Below are 22,099 nucleotides of genomic sequence, written 5' to 3'. Positions count from 1 at the left end.
AAGGCTTCTTACCATGAGCCGTCAGCGATTCGCTACCAGCGTGGCGCCGAACAGCACATAACAACCACCGGCAAACCGGTCCAGCCACTTGCGCGAGCGGCTGTAGGCGTTGGCCATCCGTTCACTGGAAAACACCAGCGCCACGCAGGTGTACCAGCTGAATGACAGCGTCGCCATGGTGATCACGGCCAGGGTCAGCAGCATCGGCGACGGTGATGGGGGCATGGTGGACGCAAAGATCGTCGCGACAAACAGCGCCGCCTTGGGGTTGGACAGGTTGCCCAATAAACCCAGGCGCCAGGCGGAAAACAACGAACGCCGAGGTTCGTCGGGCAACAGGTTCTGGGCCATGGCCGGTGCCGAGCGCCGGAACAGTTTCAACCCCAGGTAAATCAGGTAGCAGCCACCGATGATCTTGAACGCGAGGTACAACATCGGCGCTGCGGTAAACACTGACTTGATCCCCAAGCCGCCGGCCAGGCCCCACATCACGGTGCCGGTGGCCACGCCAGCGGACGCCACTACGCCATGGCGACGTGAGCAACTGGCAGCCAACTGCGCGGTATTGAAAAAGTTCGGGCCTGGCGTCACGACCGCGACGGTCCAGAGCAAGGCCAGCGACAGAAGAGGCGCGGCGTACGGCAGGCTTGGGAAAAGCATCGGTTGATCCATCCTTCAGGGAATTAAAGATCCTTGCCGTTTACAGCTCAGGTTCGGGTTCATGCACCAGCAGGTCGCCCGGCTGACACTCCAGATACTTGCAGATTGCATCCAGGGTCGCCAGCCGTATGCCCTTGACCTTGCCTTGCTTGAGCAATGACAGGTTTTGTTCGGTGATACCAATGGCGGCGGCCAGGTCCTTGGACTTGACCTTGCGCCGGGCGAGCATAACGTCCAACTCAATCACAATAGACATGCTGTTCTCAAACAAACGTGCGGTTTTCAGAATCCACTTCACTGGCCTGCCACAGGATACGCGCGATCACCGAGATGCAGCCGGCGAGAAACAGCGCCACGATGCTGGGCGGGGTAAAACTCAAGGTGAGCAGCCGCTGGCCAACCGGCTCGTTCATCGTGACCCAGACACTGAGCAAGGGCTCACACAGAAAATCCAGCAACACCCACAGTGCCACGGCCCGGCCTACTTTACCCAAGTGCTGCGCGGCGGCGCAGGAAAAATACTCCCCACGAGCATAGTTCTGGAACAGCTGGCGCAAATGATTCAAACCGGACACCAGCGCCATCAAGGGAATGCTGGAGAGCAGGACGCCGCCCGTTGTCTGCCACCAAGGGAACGTCGCAACGATCTCCGCCCGTCCCTCGATCTGTTGACCACTCAGGGCGAAACCAAACCCGAACGAAGCGCTTTGCACCGGGTAAAGCCACGCGGCGGTATTGAGCAGCAGTATGGCGACGATCAACAACAGGGTAAGCAATGCCATGCGCTGGCTGAGCTGGGCAAGACGTTGGGAATTCATAGGTAAGCCTCTCAGAAATTTGAGGCGGAAAAATATACGATTAATTATTGTAAAACAATCATTTTTTAATGGTTAGCGATACCTGAACACAAAACCGATACTGCCCCCCAAAATTTCAGCAGTGGCACAATCATTCAAGACCGCAGCAGACAGCCCGCTCACACTGGGGTAACGTATTTGCGTCCCGACCTGCGACTGACACCATGATCAAACCCTCTCTCGACTGGCTGCACCGCGCGCCCCACGCCAGTGGCCTGGAGCGTATCGAGGCGTATTTTGCCGGGTTTGGCTTCGACCCTCATCGCCACGACACTTACGCCATCGGCCGCACCTTGTTCGGCGTGCAGAGTTTTCACTATCGCGGCGGCATGACCCACAGCCTGCCGGGGCGGACCATGGTGATCCATCCCGATGAAGTGCATGACGGCTGGGCCGGCAGCGAGGAAGGTTTCAAATACCGGATGATTTACGTGGAGCCGGCGCTGATCCAGCAGGTGCTCGGCGGCAAGCCGTTGCCGTTCATCCCCGGCGGACTGTCCAGCGACCCGTGGCTGTACCGCGCCAGTGAGGTGTTGCTGCAAAGCCTGGATTGCCCGATCGATCCGTTGCAGGAACAGGACGCGATGTTTGACCTGGCCCAGGCGCTGAATAACGCGTCGGGCATCACGGTGAATCGCAAGACCTTCGACTACCGCGCCGCCGAACGCGCGCGGGAATTTATCCACAGCGCCTTGGGCCGGCCGATCACCCTCGATGAAATGGCGGAGTACGCCAACCGCGACCGCTGGGCGTTGTCGCGGGATTTTCGGTTGTTGTTCGGGACCAGCCCCTATCGCTACCTGACCATGCGCCGCCTGGACCTGGTGCGCAGTTTGTTGGGCCAGGGCCAATCACTGGTGGATGCCGCACTGACCGCCGGCTTTACCGACCAGAGCCACATGACCCGGCAATTCCGCAGCACCTTCGGCATGCCGCCGTCGCGTTGGGTGAAGATGCTCGGGCGCTGAAATCCCGCTTTGAAATGCGATCAACCTGTGGGAGCGGGCTTGCTCGCGAATGCGGTGTTTCAGCTACTGAATGCATTGACTGATCCACCGCCTTCGCGAGCAAGCCCGCTCCCACATTTGAACTATGTCGCTGCCGAAATCGTATTCGACGCTGGGGCTCGCTCTTTAAGTGCTAACGCCAACACCGCCCCCGCCAGGGCAATCGCCGCGCTCCACCACAACGCCAGCTCAATCCCGCTCGCCTGCGCCGCCCCCGTCGACCCGCCGGCATTCGCCAGCGACACCAGCAACGCCAACCCCAATGCGCCGCCAATCTGCTGGCTGGTGGACGCCATGCCCGCCGCCACACCCTGCTCTCCCGGGCGGATGCCCAAGCCGGCGGCCACCCACATCGCCGTCCAGGTCATGCCCTGGCCGATGCTCAGGATGAAAATCCCAGGTAGCAACGACCAGAACCCCGCCCCCTTCGGCAACGCCAGGCACACCAGGGCAATGCCCACCGCACCCGCCAACTGGCCGCTGACCAGGGTGGTGCGCAATCCCAGGCGTGCCAACGAACGTTCCGCCAGCCAGATACCGCCGGTGCACACCAGGGTCGCCGGCAAAAATGCCAAGCCCGCCTGCAACACGCTGTAGCCATAGACCTGCTGGTAATACACCGCCAGAAAGTAGTACTGCACGCCAAAACTGCTCATGAACACCGCCGTCAACACCATGGCCATGCGCAACTCGCGATAGCCCAACAACCGCAGCGGCATCAGGGGATCACGGCCCCGGTGTTCGATCCAGGCAAACAACCCGAGCAGCGCCAGCGCCAGGGTCATGCAGCCCAGGGTCGACGGCGCCGCCCAACCCCACTCAGGGCCTTGTACCAGGGAAAACACCAGCAGCGTGCCGCCCACCGTCACGGTCAGCGCGCCGCTGATATCAAAGTTGCGCCCACGGGCCCGCTCGCCATCGGCGGGAATCCAGTAGCGCGCCGCCAGGGCGCAGGCACCCGCCAGCGGCACATTCACCAGGAATACCGCCTCCCAACCCCAGGCCTGGGTCAGCACGCCGCCGAGCAACGCGCCCAATGCCAGGCCCGCTGCCGAGGCCGCGCTCCACACCGCAAATGCACGATTACGCGCCGGCCCTTCGGCGTAATGGGTGTTGATCAGCGCCAGCGTCGCCGGGAACAACAGCGCCCCGCCCACGCCCTGTACCGCCCGGGCCAGCACCAGCAACAAGGCGCTGCCGCCGAGCACCGCCGCCAGGGAAGACAGCGCATACAGAGATTGGCCGAGGATGTACAAGCGCCGCTTGCCCAGCAGGTCTGCGGCGCGACCGCCCAGCAACAGGAAACCGCCGAACGCCACGCTGTAGGCGCTGACCACCCACTGCAATTGCTGGGCAGAAAAACCCAGGTGGCTGCCGATCTGCGGCAGCGCGACAAACACGATGGTCGCGTCGAGGGCGATGATCAGTTGCGCGGTCGCCAGCAGCAACAGCATCCAGCCTGAGGGTCGAGATAAAGACATCACAGCGTCCTGCCAAAAAGTGAGAGACGCCAGTGTCTTTCATGCCCAACAGATGATAAATAGCCTTATCTCTCTTTCAGTAATGACTTTAATCATGGATCTGAACGCTGTTCGCCTGCTGGTGCGCGTCGCCGAAACCCGCAGTTTCACCCGGGCTGCCGGAGACTTGGGGTTGACCCAATCGGGCTTGTCCCGGGCCATTTCTCGCCTGGAAAACCAGCTGGGCGTGCGCCTGCTGCAACGCAACACTCGCAGCGTCAGCCTCACGCCCGACGGCCAGATGTTGTATGAACGCAGCGCACCGCTGCTGGCTGAACTGGCCGAAGCCGAACGACAGATGCTCGACCGCCGCGCCTCACCCTCGGGTTTACTGAAGATCAGCACGCCCTCGTTGTTTGGCCGCAAAGTGGTGATGCCGGTGATCGGCGAGCTGACCCTGCAATACCCCGACCTGCGCATCGAAGCGGTGATGACTGATCGCCTGGTGGACATCGTCGACGAAGGTTTTGATGCCTTGCTGCGCACTGGCGATATCCAGGACCAACGCCTGATCGCCCGGGCACTGCCGCCGCTGCGCTGGGTCACCGTCGCCTCCCCGGTTTATCTCGCGCGTTTTGGTACGCCGCAAACCGTCGATGAACTCAAGGACCACAACTGCCTGACCGTACGTAACCTGCGCACCAGCCGGCTGGTGGACTGGCAGTTCATGCTGGAGGGCAAGGTGCAGGACGTGAGCGTCGAGGGACGGTTGATCTTTGATATTGGCGATGCGCTGGTGGACGGCGCACTGGGCGGGTTTGGCATCGCCCAGGTGATGGATTTTGCAGTGCGGGAGGACCTGGCGGCCGGGCGCCTGGTGCCCTTGCTGGAGGATTTTGCCGGGCGCAGTCGGGCGATATCCCTGGTGTATCCGCCATCGCGGCAGTACTCACCGAAGTTGATGGCGTTTGCCGAGGCGCTCAGCAAAACCCAGTGGTAACACAACCTTTGTGGCGAGGGAGCTTGCTCCCGCTCGGCTGCGAAGCAGTCGTATATCTACCGACCAAGTGTATTGGCAGGAAAGCAATGGGACCGCTTCGCGCTCCAGCGGGAGCAAGCTCCCTTGCCACAAACCAGGCTCTACCGGAAGAATTCGGCACTGGGCTTAAAGCTGCCGCCCATCAATGGGCTCACCAATCGTCAGGAAATGCCCGCCCGCCACGTGGTGCAAGGTGCGCAGCGCATCGTGCCCTTCAAAATGCCAGCGACCGTCGCTGAACACCCGCTCATCCGCTTCGGCCGCCACCACTTCGGCGAGGAACAGATCATAGGTCTGCTGGTTATGCGGCTCCGGCAGCAACCGGCACTCCAGCCACGCCACGCAGCCTTCGAGCATCGGCGCTTCGGTGTGTTCGCCGCTGAAGGTCTGCAAGCCGTACGCCGCGAACTTGTCCGTCTCGCTGCCGGTGGTGTTGCCCACGGTCTGCACGATATCCGCCTGGGCCGCACACGGCACGTTGAGCACGAAGGTGCCGGCGCCTTCCAGCAGGTGCCGGGTCCAGGTGGCCTTGTCGAGTACGACGGCGACTTTGGGCGGTTCGAAATCCAGGGGCATGGCCCAGGCAGCCGCCATGATGTTGCGCTGGCCATTGTGCGCAGCGCTGACCAGCACGGTCGGGCCATGGTTGAGCAAGCGGTAGGCCTTGGACAGTGGGACGGGACGGCGATGGTTAGGGCTCATGGACAAAAGGCTCGGAAAAAAAACCTACGATACCTCAAGCATGAGCCCTGGTGACTAGCTGCTCAGCTGATTGGCGAATTGCCCAACGGCGCTGACCACCTTCTGGGCACCGTCCTGAATCTCCACGATCACCGTGCCCGCCTCGGCCGCCAATGCCAGGCCCTGTTCGGCCTGCAGGCGGCCATCGGTCATCAGCGCCACTGCATCGCGGGCCATGTCCTGGTTCTGGCGTACCACGCCGACGATCTCCTCGGTGGCCTTGCTGGTACGCGACGCCAGTTGCCGAACCTCATCGGCCACCACCGCAAAACCACGGCCTTGCTCACCGGCGCGGGCGGCTTCGATGGCAGCGTTGAGCGCCAGCAGGTTGGTCTGCTCGGCGATGCCGCTGATGGTCTTGACGATGCTGCCGATCACCTGGGACTGGGCGTTCAGCGCTTCAATGCCGTCGCCCGCTTGCTGCATGTGCTTGGCCAGGTCGCGCATCACGTCCACCGCCTGGGTGACCACGGTGGTGCCACGCTGGGCGCTGCTGTCGGTTTGCAGCGAGGTGCTGTAGGCGATGCTGGCCGCGTCGGCCACGGCCTGTTCCTGGTTGACCTGGTCGGTGATCACGGTGGCGAACTTGACCACTTTGTACAGCCGCTCATTGGCGTCGAGCACCGGGTTATACGAGGCCTCCAGCCACACCACGCGTCCGTGGCTGTCCACGCGTTTGAAGCGGCCGGCGACGAACTCCCCGGCGTTCAGGCGCTTCCAGAACTGCTGGTACTCGACGCTGTTGGCGTCCTGCGGTTCGCAAAATATCCGGTGATGTTTGCCCTGGATCTGCGCCAGGCTGTAGCCCATGCCGTTGAGGAAACGGTCGTTGGCCGTCAGCACATTACCGTTGAGGTCAAACTCGATCACCGCTGTGGAGCGCACCAGCGCGGTGATCAGGTTTTCGTGCTCGCGGGAGGCCTCGATGGTGCGGGTCAGGTCGCTGGAAAACATCGAAATATGCTTGATACGTCCGTCGCTGCTGCGCACCGGTTGCACGATGGAGCGCAACCACGCCTCGTTGCCGTTGCCCCGCGTCAGACGCACCGTACCGGCGAAATGTTCGCCTCGCACCAATGCGTTTTTGAAGCGCAGTTGAAACGCGTCCTGCTTGACGTGCGCCGGCACCAGGTCTTCGATCAAGCGGCCTTCCAGCTGGCTGCCCTGGTAACCCATCTCTTGAAGAAAGATGGCATTGACCGACTCGATACGCCCTTCGGGATCCAGGGTCAGGGTCATCATTTCGCTTTCCAGGCTCTCTCTCACTTGCTGCAGGCTGGACAATTCTTCGCGAAGAGCAGACAGCTCCTGCTTGAGACGGGTGTTGAACATGGAGGCACCGGTGGGCAAGTAAGGACGTGGGTCTGACCTGCATCGGCGCTGCCGGCATTTTCTGAAGAGCGCTTTAGTGCGTTGCTCAACTATATTTTTGCGGCCCCTCAACTGCCGTTGTTACGGCAGATGCCCATGACCTGGTACTGGAGCGTGTTGAGCTTGCCGGTGGAATCTTCATAGGTCATGCGCGACGGTACCGCGTTGCACGAACGGATCGGCGGCGTGACGTTGACCACCTTGGCAATGTCCAGCTTCATGCCGTAGCGATAGTCCTGGACCACGGGCATCGCCTTGCCTTTTTTCGCGGCATAGGCGGCCATGGCTTGCTCATTGTTTTGCATCATCTGGGCGAAGGTGCGGTCACCGCCGCCTTCCGCCATCGCGCCGACGGAAAAGATCAGGGCCAATGCAGCGACAGTGGTTTTCAGGGTTTTCATGAGGGCGTCCTCGTCTGATTTCATTGATTGAAAGTTCAGAACAAGAGTAACTAACCAAGGCTGTCGTAAGGTTTACCGAAAGATTACTTATCCGTTATGTCTTGTTGAAATTCCAAAATTGTAATCTGTGTGCCACCTCGTCGTTATCTCGTGTTTGCAACTATCTGCGCGGGCACCACTAAAACAAGAATGCCCCATCGATAAGAAGCTAATAGCTGCCACTACCGAGGAGCGCTACATGAGTACCAACCGCACACTTTCCCTTTCCATGATTGCCGCCCTGGCGGGGCTCACCCCACTTTCAGGCATGGCCGTGGAAGACAAACCCGAAGGGTTTATCGAAGGCAGCACCTTGAACGTGCTGGCTCGCAATTTCTACTTCAACCGTGATGATCGCAAAGGCCAGTCGAGCCCCACCGGCAATGGCTACTCGGAAGCCTGGGCCCAGGGTTTTATCGGCAAGCTCGAGTCCGGATTCACTCAGGGTTCAGTGGGTTTCGGCCTGGACGCGTTTGCGATGTATAGCCTGAAACTCGATTCCGGCACCGGCCGCAGCGGTGGCAAGGGCTCGTTTGGCATGCTGCCGGTAGACAGCGACAACCAACCCGAGGACGGCTACAGCAAGCTCGGCGGCGCCGTAAAAATGCGCCTGCTGGATACCGTGATCAAGGCCGGTGATGTGTTCCCGCTGACCCCGGTGGTGGCCTACGGTGACTCGCGGGTATTGCCGGAAAGCTTTCGTGGCGTCACCGCACAAAACACCAGCATTGAAGGCCTGAGCCTGCAAGGCGGACACCTGAGCGGCATGAGCCAGCCCACTCAAAGCGGCATGGATAAAGGCTTTGCGACGTTTTATGCGGGCAAGGTGGATTCACCCTGGATCGGCTATGCCGGTGGTGACTACCAGGTGAATAAACACCTCAGCGTCAGCCTGTACACCAGCCGCCTGAAGGATGCCTGGGACCAGTACTACTTCGGCAGCGCCGCCAGCTACCCGCTGAACGATGACGTGTCGCTGTTTGGCGACTTCAACTATTACAAGGCGGTGGACGAGGGCAAGAAACGCCTGGGCGAGTTCGATAACAACATCTGGAGCGCCAGGCTCGGGGTCAAGGTGGGCGCCCACAGCCTGGCCTTGTCCCACCAGCGCAACAACGGTGATGACGACTTTGACTACCTGCGCATGTCCGACTCGATCTTCCTCAACAACTCGATCCAGTACAGCGACTTCAACTCGCCCAAGGAACGCTCGTGGATGCTCGCCTATAACCTCGACATGCAGGCCTTCGGCATTCCCGGGCTGACCTTCATGACCCGCTACGGCAAAGGCACCGGCGCCGACTACAGCAACGCCAACGCGGTGTACATGCGCCGTGACGCGGCCGGCGATCCGTTGACCGACCAACGCCGCTGGGAGCGGGATATCGAGGCCAAGTACGTGGTGCAGGGCGGCAACTTGAAAGACCTGTCGCTGCGATTGCGCCAGGCGACGGTTCGTTCAAGTGCCTTTGAGTCGGATTTGGAAGAAGTTCGGCTGATTGTCGAATATCCGTTGGCGATTCTCTAAATGATCACAACGGCAGGTGCTTACATTCATTTGCCGTTGACTAACATCTGTTCACAATTTGAAGCCTGTCAGAACTGTAATATGCGCCTCACCTTCTCGTTAAGTTGCGCTTCTTATACTGGCTACAACTAACGGCACACGCCTTATTTGGAGAACAGTCATGAAGCCCGCTCACTTGTTATTGATCAGTTTTCTCGGCGCCACTTCCAGCCTCGCATTGGCCGACGACGGTGCCGACCGTTCCCGGCAGTTCCTCGCCGAGTTCCGCCAGCAACAGCAGCAGGTCCACGGCGAACAGTCCGTGGCCGAGACCGCGCCCGCCGACGCACAGAAGCAGTCGATCTGAACGGCGCACACCGAGCACATTCATCTCTGAAGCTTTTGTGTAGCTCCTTTGGAAAGAGATGAATTTTTTACGCCCCGCATGGGGCGTTTTTTTTGCCTGCCGGTTTTGCAGCGCAACAACCAGTCACAAACTGCCTGGTTGACCCTGTAGCTACTTCAGCCTTCAGGCTTCGGAAAATCCGAATCACAGTCTCTCTCTATCAATAAAAGGTAAATCCCCCATGCGTATCCTTGTGGTTGAGGACGAGCAAAAAACCGCCGCCTACCTGCAGCAGGGCCTGACCGAAAGCGGTTACGTGGTCGACTGTGCCGCCAGCGGAGTGGACGGCCTGCACCTGGCCGCGCAACACGCCTATGAACTGGTGATTCTCGACGTCAATCTGCCGGCCAAGGATGGCTGGGAAGTGCTTGAGCAATTGCGCCGCGACAGTAGCCAGCGGGTGATGATGCTGACGGCCCGTGGCCGGTTGGCCGACAAGATCAAGGGCCTGGACATGGGCGCCGATGATTACCTGGTCAAACCCTTCGAGTTTCCCGAGTTGCTGGCCCGGGTACGCACCCTGCTGCGTCGCAGTGAGCACATACCGGTGCCGGAAGTGTTCCAGGTGTCGGACCTGGAGCTGGACCCACGCCGCCACCGCGCATACCGCGGCAACCGACGTATCGACCTGACCACCAAGGAATTCGCGCTGCTGCATGTGCTGATGCGTCAGTCCGGCGAAGTACTGACCCGCACGCAGATTATTTCCCTGGTCTGGGACATGAATTTCGACTGCGACACCAACGTGGTGGAAGTCTCCATCAGCCGCTTGCGGGCCAAGGTCGATGACCAGAGCGACGTCAAGCTGATCCATACCATTCGCGGCGTGGGTTATGTGCTGGAGGCCCGCCAATGAAAGCCAGCAGCCTGTCGATGCGCCTGGGGCTGACGGTGAGCCTGATGGGCGCCGGCCTGGTGGTGTTGCTCGCGACCTTGGCGTACCTGGCCCTGACTCACGAGCTGGAGAAGCTGGCGCGCAAGGGCCTGGAAAGCAAAATGGAACAGATCCAGCACAGCCTCGCCCTCGGCCTGGACACCCGCGACATCCGCGCCCGCCCGCACTCGCTGATGGACCTGGTGATGGGGCACGATAATTTCTACCTGACCATCATCGGCACCGCGCCCGATGAAGTGGTGCTGCTCAGCGTCGGTGCCAAACCCCAGGAGCCGCTGCTGACCGACTTCGCGCCGCGCCAGACCATCGGTTACCTGAACTGGGACGACCACAACGGCAACCGAGTGCTCAGTGCCTCCAGCCTGATGCGCCTGGCCAGCGGTGAACGCGTGCGGGTGCTGCTGTCGCTGGATCGCAGGGACGATCAGGCGCTGCTCAGTGCCTACCTGCGTTCCACCGTGATCGCCCTGCCGCTGCTGTTGCTGCTGATCGGCATCGGCGCCTGGTGGGTGGTGCAACGCGGGCTGGCGCCGCTGCAGCAGTTCAGCCGCGTCGCCGCAAAAGTCACCACGCAGGACCTGACCCACCGCCTGGCTGTGGATAACTTGCCCAAGGAGCTGGGCGAGTTGGCGCAAGGCATCAATTTCATGTTGCAGCGCCTGGACGGCGGCGTGCAGCAGCTGTCGCAGTTCTCCGATGACCTGGCCCATGAGCTGCGCGCGCCGCTGACCAACTTGATGGGCAAGGCCCAGGTGACGTTGTCCCGGGAGCGCCCGCCGCAGGAGTACAAAGCGGTGCTGGAATCCAGCACTGAAGAGATGGAGCGCTTGGCGCGGATCGTCTCCGACATGCTGTTCCTGGCACAGGTCAGCCACCCTACGGCGCGGGTTTCGTTTGCGCCGGTGTCCCTGGCCGATGAAGCGCGCCGGGTGATGGAGCTGTTTGCCTTGAGTGCCGAAGACAAGCAATTGACCCTGAGCCTCGATGGCGATGCCTTCGTGCATGGCGACCGCTTGATGATTCAGCGGGCGATCTCCAATCTGTTGTCCAACGCCATTCGTCATAGTCCATCCGCCTCCACTATTTCGTTGCAGGTAGAGACTCACCCCCACCAAGTGTCGCTGTCGGTGGGCAACCCCGGCCCCGGGATTGAAGCGCAACACCTGCCGAACCTGTTCGAACGCTTCTACCGCGTCGACAGCAGCCGCGCTCGCTCCGAAGGGGGGACCGGGCTGGGGCTGGCCATCGTGCGGTCGATCATGACCCTGCATCAAGGCCGGGCAGAAGTCAGCAGCGAGCCCGGAGATTTCACTGTGTTTCGGTTGGTGTTTCCCCTTCATGCCAACGCTATCTGTCAATAAACCATTGTGGCGAGGGAGCTTGCTCCCTCGCCACAGGTTATTGGTCAGGCATCAGGCGGTCTTCCTGCTCTTCACGCCGATGCGCCCAGTGATACAGCGCCGGCAATACCAGCAGGGTCAGCAGTGTCGACGAGATAATCCCGCCAATCACCACCGTCGCCAACGGGCGCTGCACTTCGGCGCCGGTGCCGGTGGCGAGGGCCATGGGGATAAACCCGAGCGACGCCACCAGGGCCGTCATCAACACCGGGCGCAAACGCGTCAGGGCGCCTTCGTTGATCGCCGCCGACAGTGAACGCCCCTCCTCCCGCAGGCCACGGATGAACGCGATCATCACCAGCCCGTTAAGCACCGCCACCCCCGACAGCGCGATAAAGCCCACGCCCGCCGAGATCGACAGCGGAATATCCCGCAGCCACAGCGCCATGATCCCGCCGGTCAACGCGAAGGGAATCCCGGTAAACACCAGCAACCCGTCCTTGAGGTTGTTGAACATCATGAACAACAGCCCGAACACCAGCAGCAACGCCACCGGCACCACGATGCGCAGGCGCTCGGAGGCTTCCTTCAACTGCTCGAACTGACCGCCCCAGGTGGTCCAGTAGCCCGCAGGGATTTTCACCTGGGTGCCAATGGCCGTCCCGGCTTCCTCGACAAACGAGCCGATATCCCGCCCACGCACGTTGGCGCTGACGATCACCAGGCGCTTGCCGTTTTCGCGGCTGATCTGGTTGGGGCCGAGCACCAGGTCCAGGCTGGCGACTTCCGACAGCGCGATAAACCCCAACTGGCCCGCCGCGTTATTCGCCAATGCCGGAATCGGGATCAACAGCCGCGACAGGCCCTCGATGTCGGTGCGCAGTGCATCGGACAAACGCACGACCATGTCGAAACGCCGGTCGCCTTCGTACATCGTCCCGGCCTGGCGCCCACCCACGGCGACGGCAATCGTGTCTTGCACATCCCCCACATTCAGGCCAAAACGCGCGGCCTTGTCGCGGTCGATATTGATGGTCAGCACCGGCAGGCCAGAGGTCTGCTCCACCTTCACTTCCGAGGCGCCCTTGAGGGTTTTCAAGGTCTCGGCGATTTCCCCGGCGGTCTTGTTGAGCACCGCCATGTCGTCACCAAACACCTTCACCGCCACGTCGCTGCGCACCCCGGAAATCAGCTCGTTGAAGCGCAGCTGGATCGGTTGCGACAGTTCATACACGCTGCCCGGCACAATCGCACTGGCGCGCTGGATGTCAGCGATGATCGCCTCGCGGGACTTCTTCGGGTCGGGCCACTGGTCCTTCGGCTTGAGCATCACGTAGCTGTCGGAGATGTTCGGCGGCATCGGGTCGGAGGCGATTTCCGCGGTGCCGGTGCGGGCGAATACCCGCTCGATCTCCGGCACCTCGGCCATCAAGGTCTTTTCCAACTGTTGCTGCATGTGCACCGACTGCGTGAGGCTGGTGCCCGGAACGCGCATGGCCTGCTGGGCGAAGTCACCCTCGCTCAGGCTGGGGATAAATTCGCTGCCCATGCGACTGGCCAACGCACCCGACACCACGATGGTCAGCACCGCCAGGCCGAACACCAACGGGCGGCGCGCCATCACCCAATCCAGCACCGGCGCGTAGACGTGACGTGCGGTGCGCATCACCAGGTTTTCTTCTTCCTTGACCTTACCGGTGACGAACAGCGCAATCGCTGCCGGTACGAAGGTCACGGACAAAATCATCGCCCCCAGCAGCGCGATCACCACGGTGAACGCCATCGGGTGGAACATCTTCCCGGCCACCCCGGTGAGGGCGAAGATCGGCAGGTACACCACCATGATGATCAGTTGCCCGAAGATCAGCGCGCGCCGCGCTTCCTTGGCCGCCGCGAACACTTCATGCAGGCGCTCGCTGCGGGTCAACAATCGCCCGTGGCGCTGCTGGGCATGGGCCAGGCGGCGGATGGCGTTCTCGACGATCACCACCGCACCATCGACAATAATCCCGAAATCCAGGGCGCCGAGGCTCATCAGGTTGGCGCTGACCTTGTTGGTAAACATCCCGGTAAAGGTGAACAACATTGCAAGCGGAATCACCATCGCGGTGATCAGCGCGGCGCGGATATTACCGAGGAACAGGAACAGCACCGCCACCACCAGCAGCGCCCCTTCGAAGAGGTTTTTCTTCACGGTGCTGATGGCTTTTTCCACCAGGTTGGTACGGTCGTAGACGGTGACGGCGACCACACCTTCAGGCAGCGAACGGTTGATCTCTTCGAGTTTTTTCGCGACCGCCTGGGACACGGTGCGGCTGTTTTCGCCGATCAACATAAACACGGTGCCCAGCACCACTTCGCGGCCATTTTCCGTGGCGGCACCGGTACGCAGCTCGCGGCCAATGTCGACCTGAGCGACGTTGCGCACCCGAATCGGCGTACCGTCGGAGGTGGTGATCACGATGTTGGCGATGTCGTCGATGGACGCGACTTGCCCCGGCGCACGGATCAGCAATTGCTCGCCGCTACGCTCGATGTACCCGGCGCCGACGTTGGCGTTGTTGCGCTCCAGCGCCGTGACCAGATCGCCCAAGGTCAGGTTGTAGGCCGCCAGGCGCTTGGGGTCCGGAGCGATCTGGTATTCCTTGGCAAAGCCGCCGATGGTATTGATCTCGGCCACGCCCGGCACGTTGCGCAGTTGTGGCTTGATGATCCAGTCCTGGATCACCCGCAGGTCGGTCGGCGTGTAGGCTGAGCCGTCCTCCTTGCGCGCGCCGTCTTTCGCCTCCACGGTCCACAGGAAAATTTCCCCGAGCCCGGTGGAAACCGGCCCCATCATGGTTTCGATGCCATCGGGCAATTGCTCGCGCGCCACCTGCAAGCGTTCGTTGACCAATTGGCGAGCGAAGAACAGATCAGTGCCATCCTTGAAAATCACCGTGACCTGGGACAAGCCCGAGCGAGACAGCGAGCGTGTCTGCTGCAAGCCCGGCAGCCCGGCCATGGCGGTCTCGATGGGAAAGGTGATGCGCTGTTCGGTTTCCAGCGGCGAAAACCCCGCTGCCGCCGAGTTGATCTGCACCTGGACGTTGGTGATATCCGGCACTGCGTCGATGGGCAATTTCTGATAACTGGCGATGCCGACACCGGCCATCAACAGCACCGCCAGCAGCACGATGATGCGCTGCTCGATGGCAAATTGGATAAGGCGCTCAAACATGGGAAATCACTCGCAGGGTCAATGGGCGTGCTCGGCCGAGGCCTTGCCCAACTCGGACTTGAGGATGAAGCTGCCGACGGTGGCCACCTGCGCACCGGCGTCGAGGCCCTGGCGGACTTCGACGAAACCGTTTTCGCTGACGCCCAGTTCGATATGCCGGGTCATGAAGCCGTCGGCGGTGCGCACGAACACCGAGGGTTTGTCTTCGACGGTCTGGATCGCTTCCTGCGGGACCGTGACCTTGGCCTGGTAAGTGTCGGTGGCAACCTGCACGGAGACGAACAGCCCTGGACGCCACGAAGCGTCAGGGTTCGGTACCGTGACGCGCACGGTGGCCGTGCGGGTTTGCTCCCCCAGCAAGTTGCCGACATAGGCCACGGTGCCGAGCACTTCGGTGCCCATTTCCGAGGAGGTGACCTTCACCGGTTTGCCGACTCGGACTTTGTTCAAATCCTTGGGGAACACGCCGAAGGTGACCCACACCTGGGACAGGTCCGAGAGGGTGAAGGCGTTGCTGGTCTCGCTCACCACTTCGCCGACACCCAGGTGTTTTTCCACCACCACACCATCAAACGGCGCACGCAATTCGTAGCGATTGCCGCCGACCAATACGGCGCTGCCGCTCAGGGCGCTCATCTTTTGCCGGGCATTGTTCAGGGCGATTTCGGCCTCTTGCAGCGCCTGGCGCGCCAGCAGGTAATCCTGTTCGGCGGAGATCTTGTCCTGCCATAACTGGCGCTCGCGCTGAAAGGTGGTGCGGGCCAGCACAACCCGGCGTTCGCTGGCCGCCAGTTCACTGCGCTGATCGGAAATCTGCTGGCTGGCGATCACCGCCAACAGCTCGCCCTTCTTTACCGATTGGCCGAGGTTGACCTTCACCGACTCCACTACGCCAGCAGCACGCGGGACGATGTGGGAGGTGCGGTCCTCGTCGAAACGCACCTCGCCTGGCAGTGAAAGCACGGTGCTGATCTGCCGGGATTGCGCCGGAGCGAGTTGAATGCCGGCGGCCTGGATCTGCTGTTCGGTCAGTTCGAGCTTGCCTTCTTCTTCCGCCTCAGCCGCCATGCTGGTGGCCGGCCACGCCAGCATCAGCCCCAGCGCGATGGCCAGCGCCTTACTTTGTGTGTTGTTCATGGAATGCTCCTGGAAATTCAAAACCGGGCGAGGTCGCCGTAAATCCGTTCGATACGCACCCAGGCGTCAGTGGCCTGGGCGGTCGCCGCGAGGTATTGGGTGCGGGCCGCAATCAAGGTGCGCTGGGCGTCGAGCACGTCGAGGAAGTTGAACTTGCCCATCTCGAAGCCACGGGTGGCGCTGTCCACCGCGCTTTGGGCGGCGGGCAGGATCTGTTGGTTGAACGAACGCACTTCGGTATTCGCGGTTTGCCAAAGGTCCAGGGCCTGGCGGGTTTCGGTGCGCAGGCGCAGTTCGGCGGCGTTGCGCAGGTCGCGGGCCTGGTCGGCACGGCGACTGGCAGCGAGCACGTTGCCCTGGTTGCGGTTGAATAGCGGGATTGGCATCGACACACCCACCACGTTGACCCGCTCACGCACGCTGGCGTCGTATTGGCTGCCGATGGACACATCGAGATCGGGAATGCGCTGGGCCTTTTCCAGGCCAAGGGCTGCCTCGCCCTGGACGATTTGCAGCTCGGCCAGGCGCAGTTCGACGGTTTGCTCCAGGCGCCCGAGCAACTGCGCGGTCGGCGGTAAAGCAGGTGCCGCCTGGGCTTGGGGGCGACCGCCTGGAAGTCGGTACTGGCCGCGCCGGTACTGGCCGCGAGGCGGCGATAGGCGTCGGTCAGGCCCATCTGCGCTCGGTTGAATTCGAGGCGAATTTCCGAGAGCTGCACCTGGGCGCGGGTGGCTTCCACTGGCGACGATTTGCCGGCAGTGACACGACCGTTGGCAACCACCAGGCCGCGCTCGGCCAATGCCAATGAGCGCTGGGCCAGGTCGAGGCGTTCCTGGGCCCGAAGCGCGCCGTAGTAACCGTCGATAACATCCGCCCGCAGCCCGTTGCGGCGCTGCTCCAGGGTCAGTGCCGCGGCTTCCTGGGCGCGGGTGGCGACATCAATCCGGGCGCCGCGCTTGCCACCCAGTTCCAGGGTCTGGCTCAGTTTGACGGTGGTGGTGCGCGAGTTGCGGCGGGTGTCTTCGGCATCCCAGGAGGCGACCGGGTTCGGGATCAAACCGGCCTGTTGGCGACCGCCCTGGGCGATGTCGATTTCCCACTGTGCAGCGGCCATATCCGGGTTGTTGGCGAAGGCGGTTTGCAGGGCCGATTCCAGGGTCAAGGTTTGCGCATTGACGCCCTGAACCGTCATCAGCAACAGAACGGCGGGCCCAATGAACGTGCTTATAAAAGTTGGCATAACCAGAGTTCCATGCCCATGAATTAACAGGTGGGCAATGTAACTTTCAGTACTTATCAGAGGAGTGGCCAGAACATTACAAATCCGTTAGCAACGGCTCTACCACGGGCTTTTGCTTTAAGCTCCCGGCAACTTTCCACTGCCCAGCGGGATCCCCGACATGCGTATTCTGGTCATCGAAGACGAACCTAAAACCGCCGATTATTTACATCAGGGATTGAGCGAAAGTGGCTATATCGTCGACTGTGCCGCCACCGGTGCCGACGGCCTGCATTTGTCTCGCCAGCATGCCTATGACCTGGTGATGCTCGACGTCAATTTGCCGTTGATGGATGGCTGGGATGTGTTGCAACGCATCCGCCAGAACAGCAGCACGCGGATCATGATGCTGACCGCCCAGGGCCGCCTCGCCGACCGGATCAAGGGCCTGGACTTGGGCGCCGATGATTACCTGGTCAAGCCGTTTGAATTCCCCGAATTGCTCGCGCGCGTGCGGACCTTGATGCGCCGCAGCGTGCACTCGCCGGTGCCGGATGTGTTGCGGGTGGCCGACCTGGAACTGGACCAGGGCCGCCATCGGGCGTTTCGCGGCTTGCAGCGCATCGACCTGACCACCAAGGAGTTCGCCCTGCTGCATTTGCTGATGCGTCAGAGCGGCGTGGTGCTGTCCCGCACGCAGATCATCTCGTTCGTATGGGACATGAACTTTGATTGCGACACCAATGTGGTGGAAGTGTCGATCCGCCGTCTGCGGGCGAAGATCGATGACCCGTTCGAGCGCAAGTTGATCCATACCTTGCGCGGCGTGGGTTATGTGCTGGAAGACCGTGAATGACGGTCAGGCGTGCACCTCGTCGTGCTCGTCATGCTGAAAACCTTCGCCTTCGATCTGGATCGTGGCGTGGGAAATATCGAATTGTTCATGCAGTAACTCCGTCACCTGGCTGAGGATCTGTTGCTCGGTGCCTTGCGCCGAATCCGCCACCAAGTGAGTGCTCAGCACATTTTTGCCGCTGGTGAGGGCCCAGATGTGCAGGTCGTGCACATCCTTGACCCCGGGAACGCCGCGAATTGCCTGTTCCACCTTGTCGATGTCGATGCCGTCCGGCACGCCTTGCAGCAGCACGTTCATGCTTTCCTTGAGCAGCGTCCAGGTGCGTGGCAGCACCCAGAAGCCAATCGCCGCCGCCACCACCGAATCCACCCAGCCCCAGCCCGTGTACATGATCACCAGCGCCGCAATGATCACGCCGACGGAGCCGAGCATATCGCTCCAGACCTCCAGGTAAGCGCCCTTCACATTCAGGCTTTCGCCGCTGGCCGCACTCAGTAATCGCATGGAAATCAGGTTGACGATCAGCCCCAGCACCGCGATCACCAGCATGCCGGTGGACTGGATCTCAGCGGGCGCCTGCAAGCGTTGATACGCCTCATACAGGATGTAGAACGCCACGCCGAACAACAGCAGCGCATTAAACGCCGCGGCCAGAATCTCAAACCGCGCATAGCCGAACGTACGCTTGCGGTCGGCGGCGCGCTTGGCGACCTGGATCGCTACCAGGGAAATCCCTAGCGCCAAGGCGTCGGTCATCATGTGCGCGGCGTCAGACAACAGCGCCAGGCTGCCGGTGATAAAGGCGCCGATCACCTCGGCAATCATAAAGCTGCCGGTGAGTGCCAATGCGATCCATAACAGCCGTTCGTGGCCGGCGCGTACTTGGGCGTGGCTGTGTCCTGCACTCATGAAATGTCCTCGTGGGTGGTGGTCCGGTTGATCATAGAGCTATAGGTCAAAACCACCGGCATGGGTTGCGAAATTGTCATCCTGCCGTCAGTTGGGCGTTACGCCATGCGCACCAAAATTGAACATGAGCGCTCTGGAACCGTTGTATCAGGTATGCTTTTCGAGCAGGAAACAAAAAGAAACATATTAGCCAACCTGTTCGATAAGGAGTCCCGTTTTGGAGTTATCGACTGCCGCGTGGATGGTTCACGACACCCGCCTCATGCTCTGCGTATTACTGGCCATCGCCAGCATCATTGTGCTGATCAGCGCGACCAAGCTGCCGCCCTTCCTGTCGATCCTGATCGGTACGTTTATCGCCGGTGTCGGCGCCGGCTTGCCGCCGGAAGAAGTGGCCAAGGCGTTCAGCAAAGGCGCCGGGGCGATCCTCGGTGAAGCCGGGATCATCATTGCCCTGGGCTCGATGCTCGGCGCGTTGATGGCCGAGTCCGGTGCTGCCGACCGCATCGCCACCACCCTGCTGGGGTTGGGCAAGGGCAAGTCGTTGCCCTGGGTGATGGCGCTGGTGGCGATGGTGATTGGCTTGCCGCTGTTCTTCGAAGTGGGCCTAGTAATGATGGTGCCCATCATCTTTGTGATGGCGAAGCGCTCGAACCAGCCGCTGCTGAAAATCGCGATCCCGGCGCTGGCGGGAATGACCACCCTGCACGCTTTGATGCCGCCGCATCCGGGGCCGCTGATTGCGGTGGGTGCATTGCACGCCGACCTGGGCCTGACCATGTTGCTGGGCTTCTGCCTGGCGGTACCGGCCGTGATTCTGGCGGGCCCGCTGTACGGCAACTGGCTGTCCAAACGCATGCACGTGGATGAGCCGGCCGACATTGGCGCGCTGTTCAGCGCGCCGCCCAAGGCGCCGCGTCAGCCGAGCTTTGGTGTGTCGCTGCTGATCATTTTGTTGCCGGTGATCCTGATGCTCGGCAGTACCTTGGCCAAGGTCGCCATGTCGCCGGAAAGCCCGGTGGCACTGACCTTGAAATTCCTCGGTGAGCCGTTGATCGCGCTGGGCCTGGCGGTGATTGCCGCAGTGATTTGCCTGGGCTGGGCCAGCGGCATGCCGCGGGCCGATGTCGGCAATACCTTGCGCAAGGCGCTGGCGCCGATCGCGGTGCTGTTGCTGACCATCGGCGCGGGCGGCGGGTTGAAGCAAACCCTGCTGGATGCCGGCGTGAGCCAGACCATCAGCAAGGTGGCCGAAGGCGCGCATATGCCGTACCTGTTGCTGGCCTGGTTGATTGCGGTGGCGCTGCGTCAGGCGACGGGGTCGGCGACCGTCGCCACCACGACAACGGCGGGCATCCTGGCGCCGATGATGGCGGGGTTGGCGGCGACACAAAGCTCACTGGTCGCGCTGGCGATTGGTGCCGGCTCGGTGTTCTTCTGCCACGTCAACGATGCCGGCTTCTGGATGGTGCGGGAGTACTTCGGCTTGCAGTTGAAGCAGACGATCTGGGTGTGGTCGGTGTTGCAGACCATTGTGTCGGTGGTGGGCCTGGTGGGCACATTGCTGATGTGGCACTTCCTGACGTAATGATCGTTCCCACGCTCCGCGTGGGAATGCATCCGAGACGCTCCGCGTCACAAGAGCAGACGCGGAGCGTCCAGGGAGGCGTTCCCACGCAGAGCGTGGGAACGATCAGGTGGGTTGGCGCTTGCCAAAATGCGCCGCACTCACTGCGCCCACCGCGCCCATTACCACGCAATAAACCACGCAGATCCACGGGCTGGAGGGCATCAATGCGATCAACATCAGCGGTGTGGTACTCGCCCACAGTGCATAGGCAATGTTGTAGGTGAAGGAGATTCCCGACACCCGTACCTGCGCCGGGAACAGGCTGACCATCACCGACGGCACCGCGCCCACCACCCCGCAACTCAAGCCGGCAATCGCATACGCCGCGCCCAACCACACACCGCCCGCAATCAGGCTGGCATAGAGCACGGCAATCCCCACCGGCAGCAACAGGCTGTAGACCAACACCGCACGCCAGGCGCCGATGCGGTCCACCAGCAGCCCGGCCAGCACACAACCGATGTTCAGGAACACGATGCCCAGCGCGCTCAGGGCGAAGGTGTGGCTGGGGCTCATGCCGAAGGTTTTCTGCATCATGGTCGGGGTGATGACCACCAGCACCACGACCGCCGAGGTCAGTACGCAGGTGAGGATCATCGCCGGCAGCAGCGCGCTGCGGTGCTCCCGCAGCACGGTGCGCAACGGGAGTTCGGCGCCGGCCTGGCGGCGGGCCTGCATCTGCAGGAATACCGGGGTTTCACTGAGCCAGCGCCGCAGCCAGACACCGATCACGCCGAATACGCCGCCCAGCAGGAACGGGAAGCGCCAAGCGTAGTCGAGGATTTCTGCCGGGGTGAAAACCTGCGCCAGGAGTGTCGCGGTCAACGCGCCGAGCAGGTAGCCGAAAGTCAGCCCGGCTTGCAGGAAGCCGAGGGCATAGCCGCGATGATTATCCGGGGCGTGTTCGGCGACAAACACCCAGGCACTCGGCACTTCCCCGCCCACCGCCGCGCCCTGGAGGATGCGCAGCGCCAGCAGGATCAAGGGCGCGAAATAACCGATTTGTGCGTAGGTGGGCATGATCCCGATCAGCAGGCACGGCAGCGCCATCATCAGGATGCTCAGGCTGAACACCCGCTTGCGCCCCAGGTGATCGGCGAAGTGCGCCATCAGGATTCCGCCCAGCGGGCGCGCGAGGTAGCCCGTGACGAAGATGCCGAAGCTTTGCAGCAGGCGTAGCCACTCGGGCATTTCCGGCGGGAAAAACAGCTGGCTGAGGGTCAGCGCGAAAAATACGAAGATGATGAAGTCGTAGATTTCCAGGGCCCCGCCCAGGGCGGCCAGGCCCAGGGTTTTGTAGTCGGAGCGGGAGAAACGCTGCGCCTGTGGATAAGAGGTGGCAGTCATGGAAAAGCTCGGCAGGCAAACAAAATGGAATGCAGGTTATGAGCTGGCCCGAGTGAAG

General features: G+C 61.7%; 18 protein-coding genes and 3 pseudogenes. 8 read left to right on the top strand and 13 right to left on the bottom strand.

What is annotated here, in order from left to right:
- Positions 1-21 precede the first annotated feature (21 nt).
- Genes JFU58_RS14200 through JFU58_RS14190 form a run of 3 tightly spaced genes read right to left on the bottom strand, consistent with a single transcriptional unit; the run spans position 22 to position 1,478 of the window.
- Positions 22-660, bottom strand: a complete 639-nt coding sequence (locus tag JFU58_RS14200; protein ID WP_201140964.1) for a LysE family transporter — start codon at positions 658-660, stop codon at positions 22-24.
- 40 nt (positions 661-700) lie between these two features.
- The gene (locus JFU58_RS14195) at positions 701-916 is read right to left on the bottom strand and encodes a helix-turn-helix domain-containing protein (protein ID WP_010177071.1); all 216 of its coding nucleotides are present in this window, start codon (positions 914-916) and stop codon (positions 701-703) included.
- Between the two features lie 7 nt (positions 917-923).
- Positions 924-1,478 carry a DUF2975 domain-containing protein gene (locus JFU58_RS14190; RefSeq protein ID WP_201140962.1) on the bottom strand — a complete coding sequence of 185 codons (555 nt, stop codon included), beginning with the start codon at positions 1,476-1,478 and terminating at the stop codon, positions 924-926.
- Positions 1,479-1,681: 203 nt separating this feature from the next.
- Here JFU58_RS14190 and JFU58_RS14185 point away from each other — a divergent pair, with 203 nt between their 5' ends.
- Positions 1,682-2,485: an AraC family transcriptional regulator gene (locus JFU58_RS14185; protein ID WP_076014932.1), complete on the top strand. Its 804-nt coding sequence runs from the start codon at positions 1,682-1,684 to the stop codon at positions 2,483-2,485.
- A 122-nt stretch (positions 2,486-2,607) separates the two neighbouring features.
- On the opposite strand, the gene JFU58_RS14180 is transcribed toward JFU58_RS14185, so the two are convergent.
- On the bottom strand, positions 2,608-3,978 hold the full coding sequence (locus JFU58_RS14180) for an MFS transporter (protein WP_201141240.1): 1,371 nt from the start codon (positions 3,976-3,978) through the stop codon (positions 2,608-2,610).
- A gap of 121 nt (positions 3,979-4,099) precedes the next feature.
- Here JFU58_RS14180 and JFU58_RS14175 point away from each other — a divergent pair, with 121 nt between their 5' ends.
- The gene (locus tag JFU58_RS14175) at positions 4,100-4,984 is read left to right on the top strand and encodes a LysR family transcriptional regulator (protein WP_201140960.1); all 885 of its coding nucleotides are present in this window, start codon (positions 4,100-4,102) and stop codon (positions 4,982-4,984) included.
- Positions 4,985-5,149: 165 nt separating this feature from the next.
- On the opposite strand, the gene JFU58_RS14170 is transcribed toward JFU58_RS14175, so the two are convergent.
- The 4 genes and pseudogenes from JFU58_RS14170 to JFU58_RS14160 all read right to left on the bottom strand — a co-directional run bounded on the left by JFU58_RS14170 (position 5,150) and on the right by JFU58_RS14160 (position 7,536).
- Entirely contained in the window at positions 5,150-5,725 is a 576-nt protein-coding gene (locus JFU58_RS14170) for a flavin reductase family protein (RefSeq protein ID WP_201140958.1), read from the bottom strand.
- A gap of 54 nt (positions 5,726-5,779) precedes the next feature.
- Positions 5,780-6,211, bottom strand: a pseudogene (locus JFU58_RS32620) (methyl-accepting chemotaxis protein); the annotation flags it as partial.
- Between the two features lie 108 nt (positions 6,212-6,319).
- Positions 6,320-7,096 (bottom strand): annotated as a pseudogene (locus tag JFU58_RS32615) (PAS domain-containing protein); the annotation flags it as partial.
- 107 nt (positions 7,097-7,203) lie between these two features.
- On the bottom strand, positions 7,204-7,536 hold the full coding sequence (locus JFU58_RS14160) for a DUF2790 domain-containing protein (RefSeq protein WP_063033168.1): 333 nt from the start codon (positions 7,534-7,536) through the stop codon (positions 7,204-7,206).
- Positions 7,537-7,774: 238 nt separating this feature from the next.
- Between JFU58_RS14160 and JFU58_RS14155 the strand changes: the two genes are divergently transcribed.
- The 4 genes from JFU58_RS14155 to JFU58_RS14140 all read left to right on the top strand — a co-directional run bounded on the left by JFU58_RS14155 (position 7,775) and on the right by JFU58_RS14140 (position 11,744).
- Entirely contained in the window at positions 7,775-9,103 is a 1,329-nt protein-coding gene (locus JFU58_RS14155; RefSeq protein ID WP_201140957.1) for an OprD family porin, read from the top strand.
- 160 nt (positions 9,104-9,263) lie between these two features.
- Entirely contained in the window at positions 9,264-9,449 is a 186-nt protein-coding gene (locus JFU58_RS14150; protein ID WP_063033170.1) for a hypothetical protein, read from the top strand.
- A gap of 220 nt (positions 9,450-9,669) precedes the next feature.
- Positions 9,670-10,344, top strand: a complete 675-nt coding sequence (locus tag JFU58_RS14145) for a heavy metal response regulator transcription factor (RefSeq protein WP_063033171.1) — start codon at positions 9,670-9,672, stop codon at positions 10,342-10,344.
- On the top strand, positions 10,341-11,744 hold the full coding sequence (locus JFU58_RS14140; RefSeq protein ID WP_201140956.1) for a heavy metal sensor histidine kinase: 1,404 nt from the start codon (positions 10,341-10,343) through the stop codon (positions 11,742-11,744). The genes JFU58_RS14145 and JFU58_RS14140 overlap by 4 nt, the downstream gene beginning before the upstream one ends.
- Before the next feature lie 37 nt (positions 11,745-11,781).
- On the opposite strand, the gene JFU58_RS14135 is transcribed toward JFU58_RS14140, so the two are convergent.
- The 3 genes and pseudogenes from JFU58_RS14135 to JFU58_RS14125 form a co-directional block, all read right to left on the bottom strand.
- A complete protein-coding gene (locus JFU58_RS14135; RefSeq protein WP_201140955.1) occupies positions 11,782-14,943 on the bottom strand; it encodes a CusA/CzcA family heavy metal efflux RND transporter in 3,162 nt (1,053 codons plus the stop codon).
- 18 nt (positions 14,944-14,961) lie between these two features.
- Positions 14,962-16,080 carry an efflux RND transporter periplasmic adaptor subunit gene (locus JFU58_RS14130; RefSeq protein WP_201140954.1) on the bottom strand — a complete coding sequence of 373 codons (1,119 nt, stop codon included), beginning with the start codon at positions 16,078-16,080 and terminating at the stop codon, positions 14,962-14,964.
- 17 nt (positions 16,081-16,097) lie between these two features.
- Positions 16,098-17,320: pseudogene (locus tag JFU58_RS14125) on the bottom strand (TolC family protein).
- Positions 17,321-17,480: 160 nt separating this feature from the next.
- On the opposite strand from JFU58_RS14125, the gene JFU58_RS14120 reads away from it, so the two are divergent.
- A complete protein-coding gene (locus JFU58_RS14120; RefSeq protein ID WP_008437506.1) occupies positions 17,481-18,155 on the top strand; it encodes a heavy metal response regulator transcription factor in 675 nt (224 codons plus the stop codon).
- Between the two features lie 3 nt (positions 18,156-18,158).
- Here the strand turns inward: JFU58_RS14120 and JFU58_RS14115 are convergent, their stop codons facing one another.
- Positions 18,159-19,064, bottom strand: a complete 906-nt coding sequence (locus tag JFU58_RS14115) for a cation diffusion facilitator family transporter (RefSeq protein WP_063033176.1) — start codon at positions 19,062-19,064, stop codon at positions 18,159-18,161.
- A gap of 217 nt (positions 19,065-19,281) precedes the next feature.
- Here JFU58_RS14115 and JFU58_RS14110 point away from each other — a divergent pair, with 217 nt between their 5' ends.
- The gene (locus JFU58_RS14110; RefSeq protein WP_063033177.1) at positions 19,282-20,652 is read left to right on the top strand and encodes a GntT/GntP/DsdX family permease; all 1,371 of its coding nucleotides are present in this window, start codon (positions 19,282-19,284) and stop codon (positions 20,650-20,652) included.
- A gap of 105 nt (positions 20,653-20,757) precedes the next feature.
- Here JFU58_RS14110 and JFU58_RS14105 read toward each other — a convergent pair whose 3' ends face one another.
- Positions 20,758-22,041 (bottom strand): MFS transporter, encoded by a 1,284-nt coding sequence (locus JFU58_RS14105; protein ID WP_201140953.1) that lies wholly within the window; start codon positions 22,039-22,041, stop codon positions 20,758-20,760.
- Between the last annotated feature and the right edge of the window lie 58 nt (positions 22,042-22,099).

The sequence above is a fragment of the Pseudomonas sp. TH34 genome (genome assembly GCF_016650865.1).
GTDB classification, from domain to species: domain Bacteria; phylum Pseudomonadota; class Gammaproteobacteria; order Pseudomonadales; family Pseudomonadaceae; genus Aquipseudomonas; species Aquipseudomonas yamanorum.
Note: the sequence above shows the minus strand (reverse complement) of the source record. Positions and strands in the feature narration are given on the sequence as shown.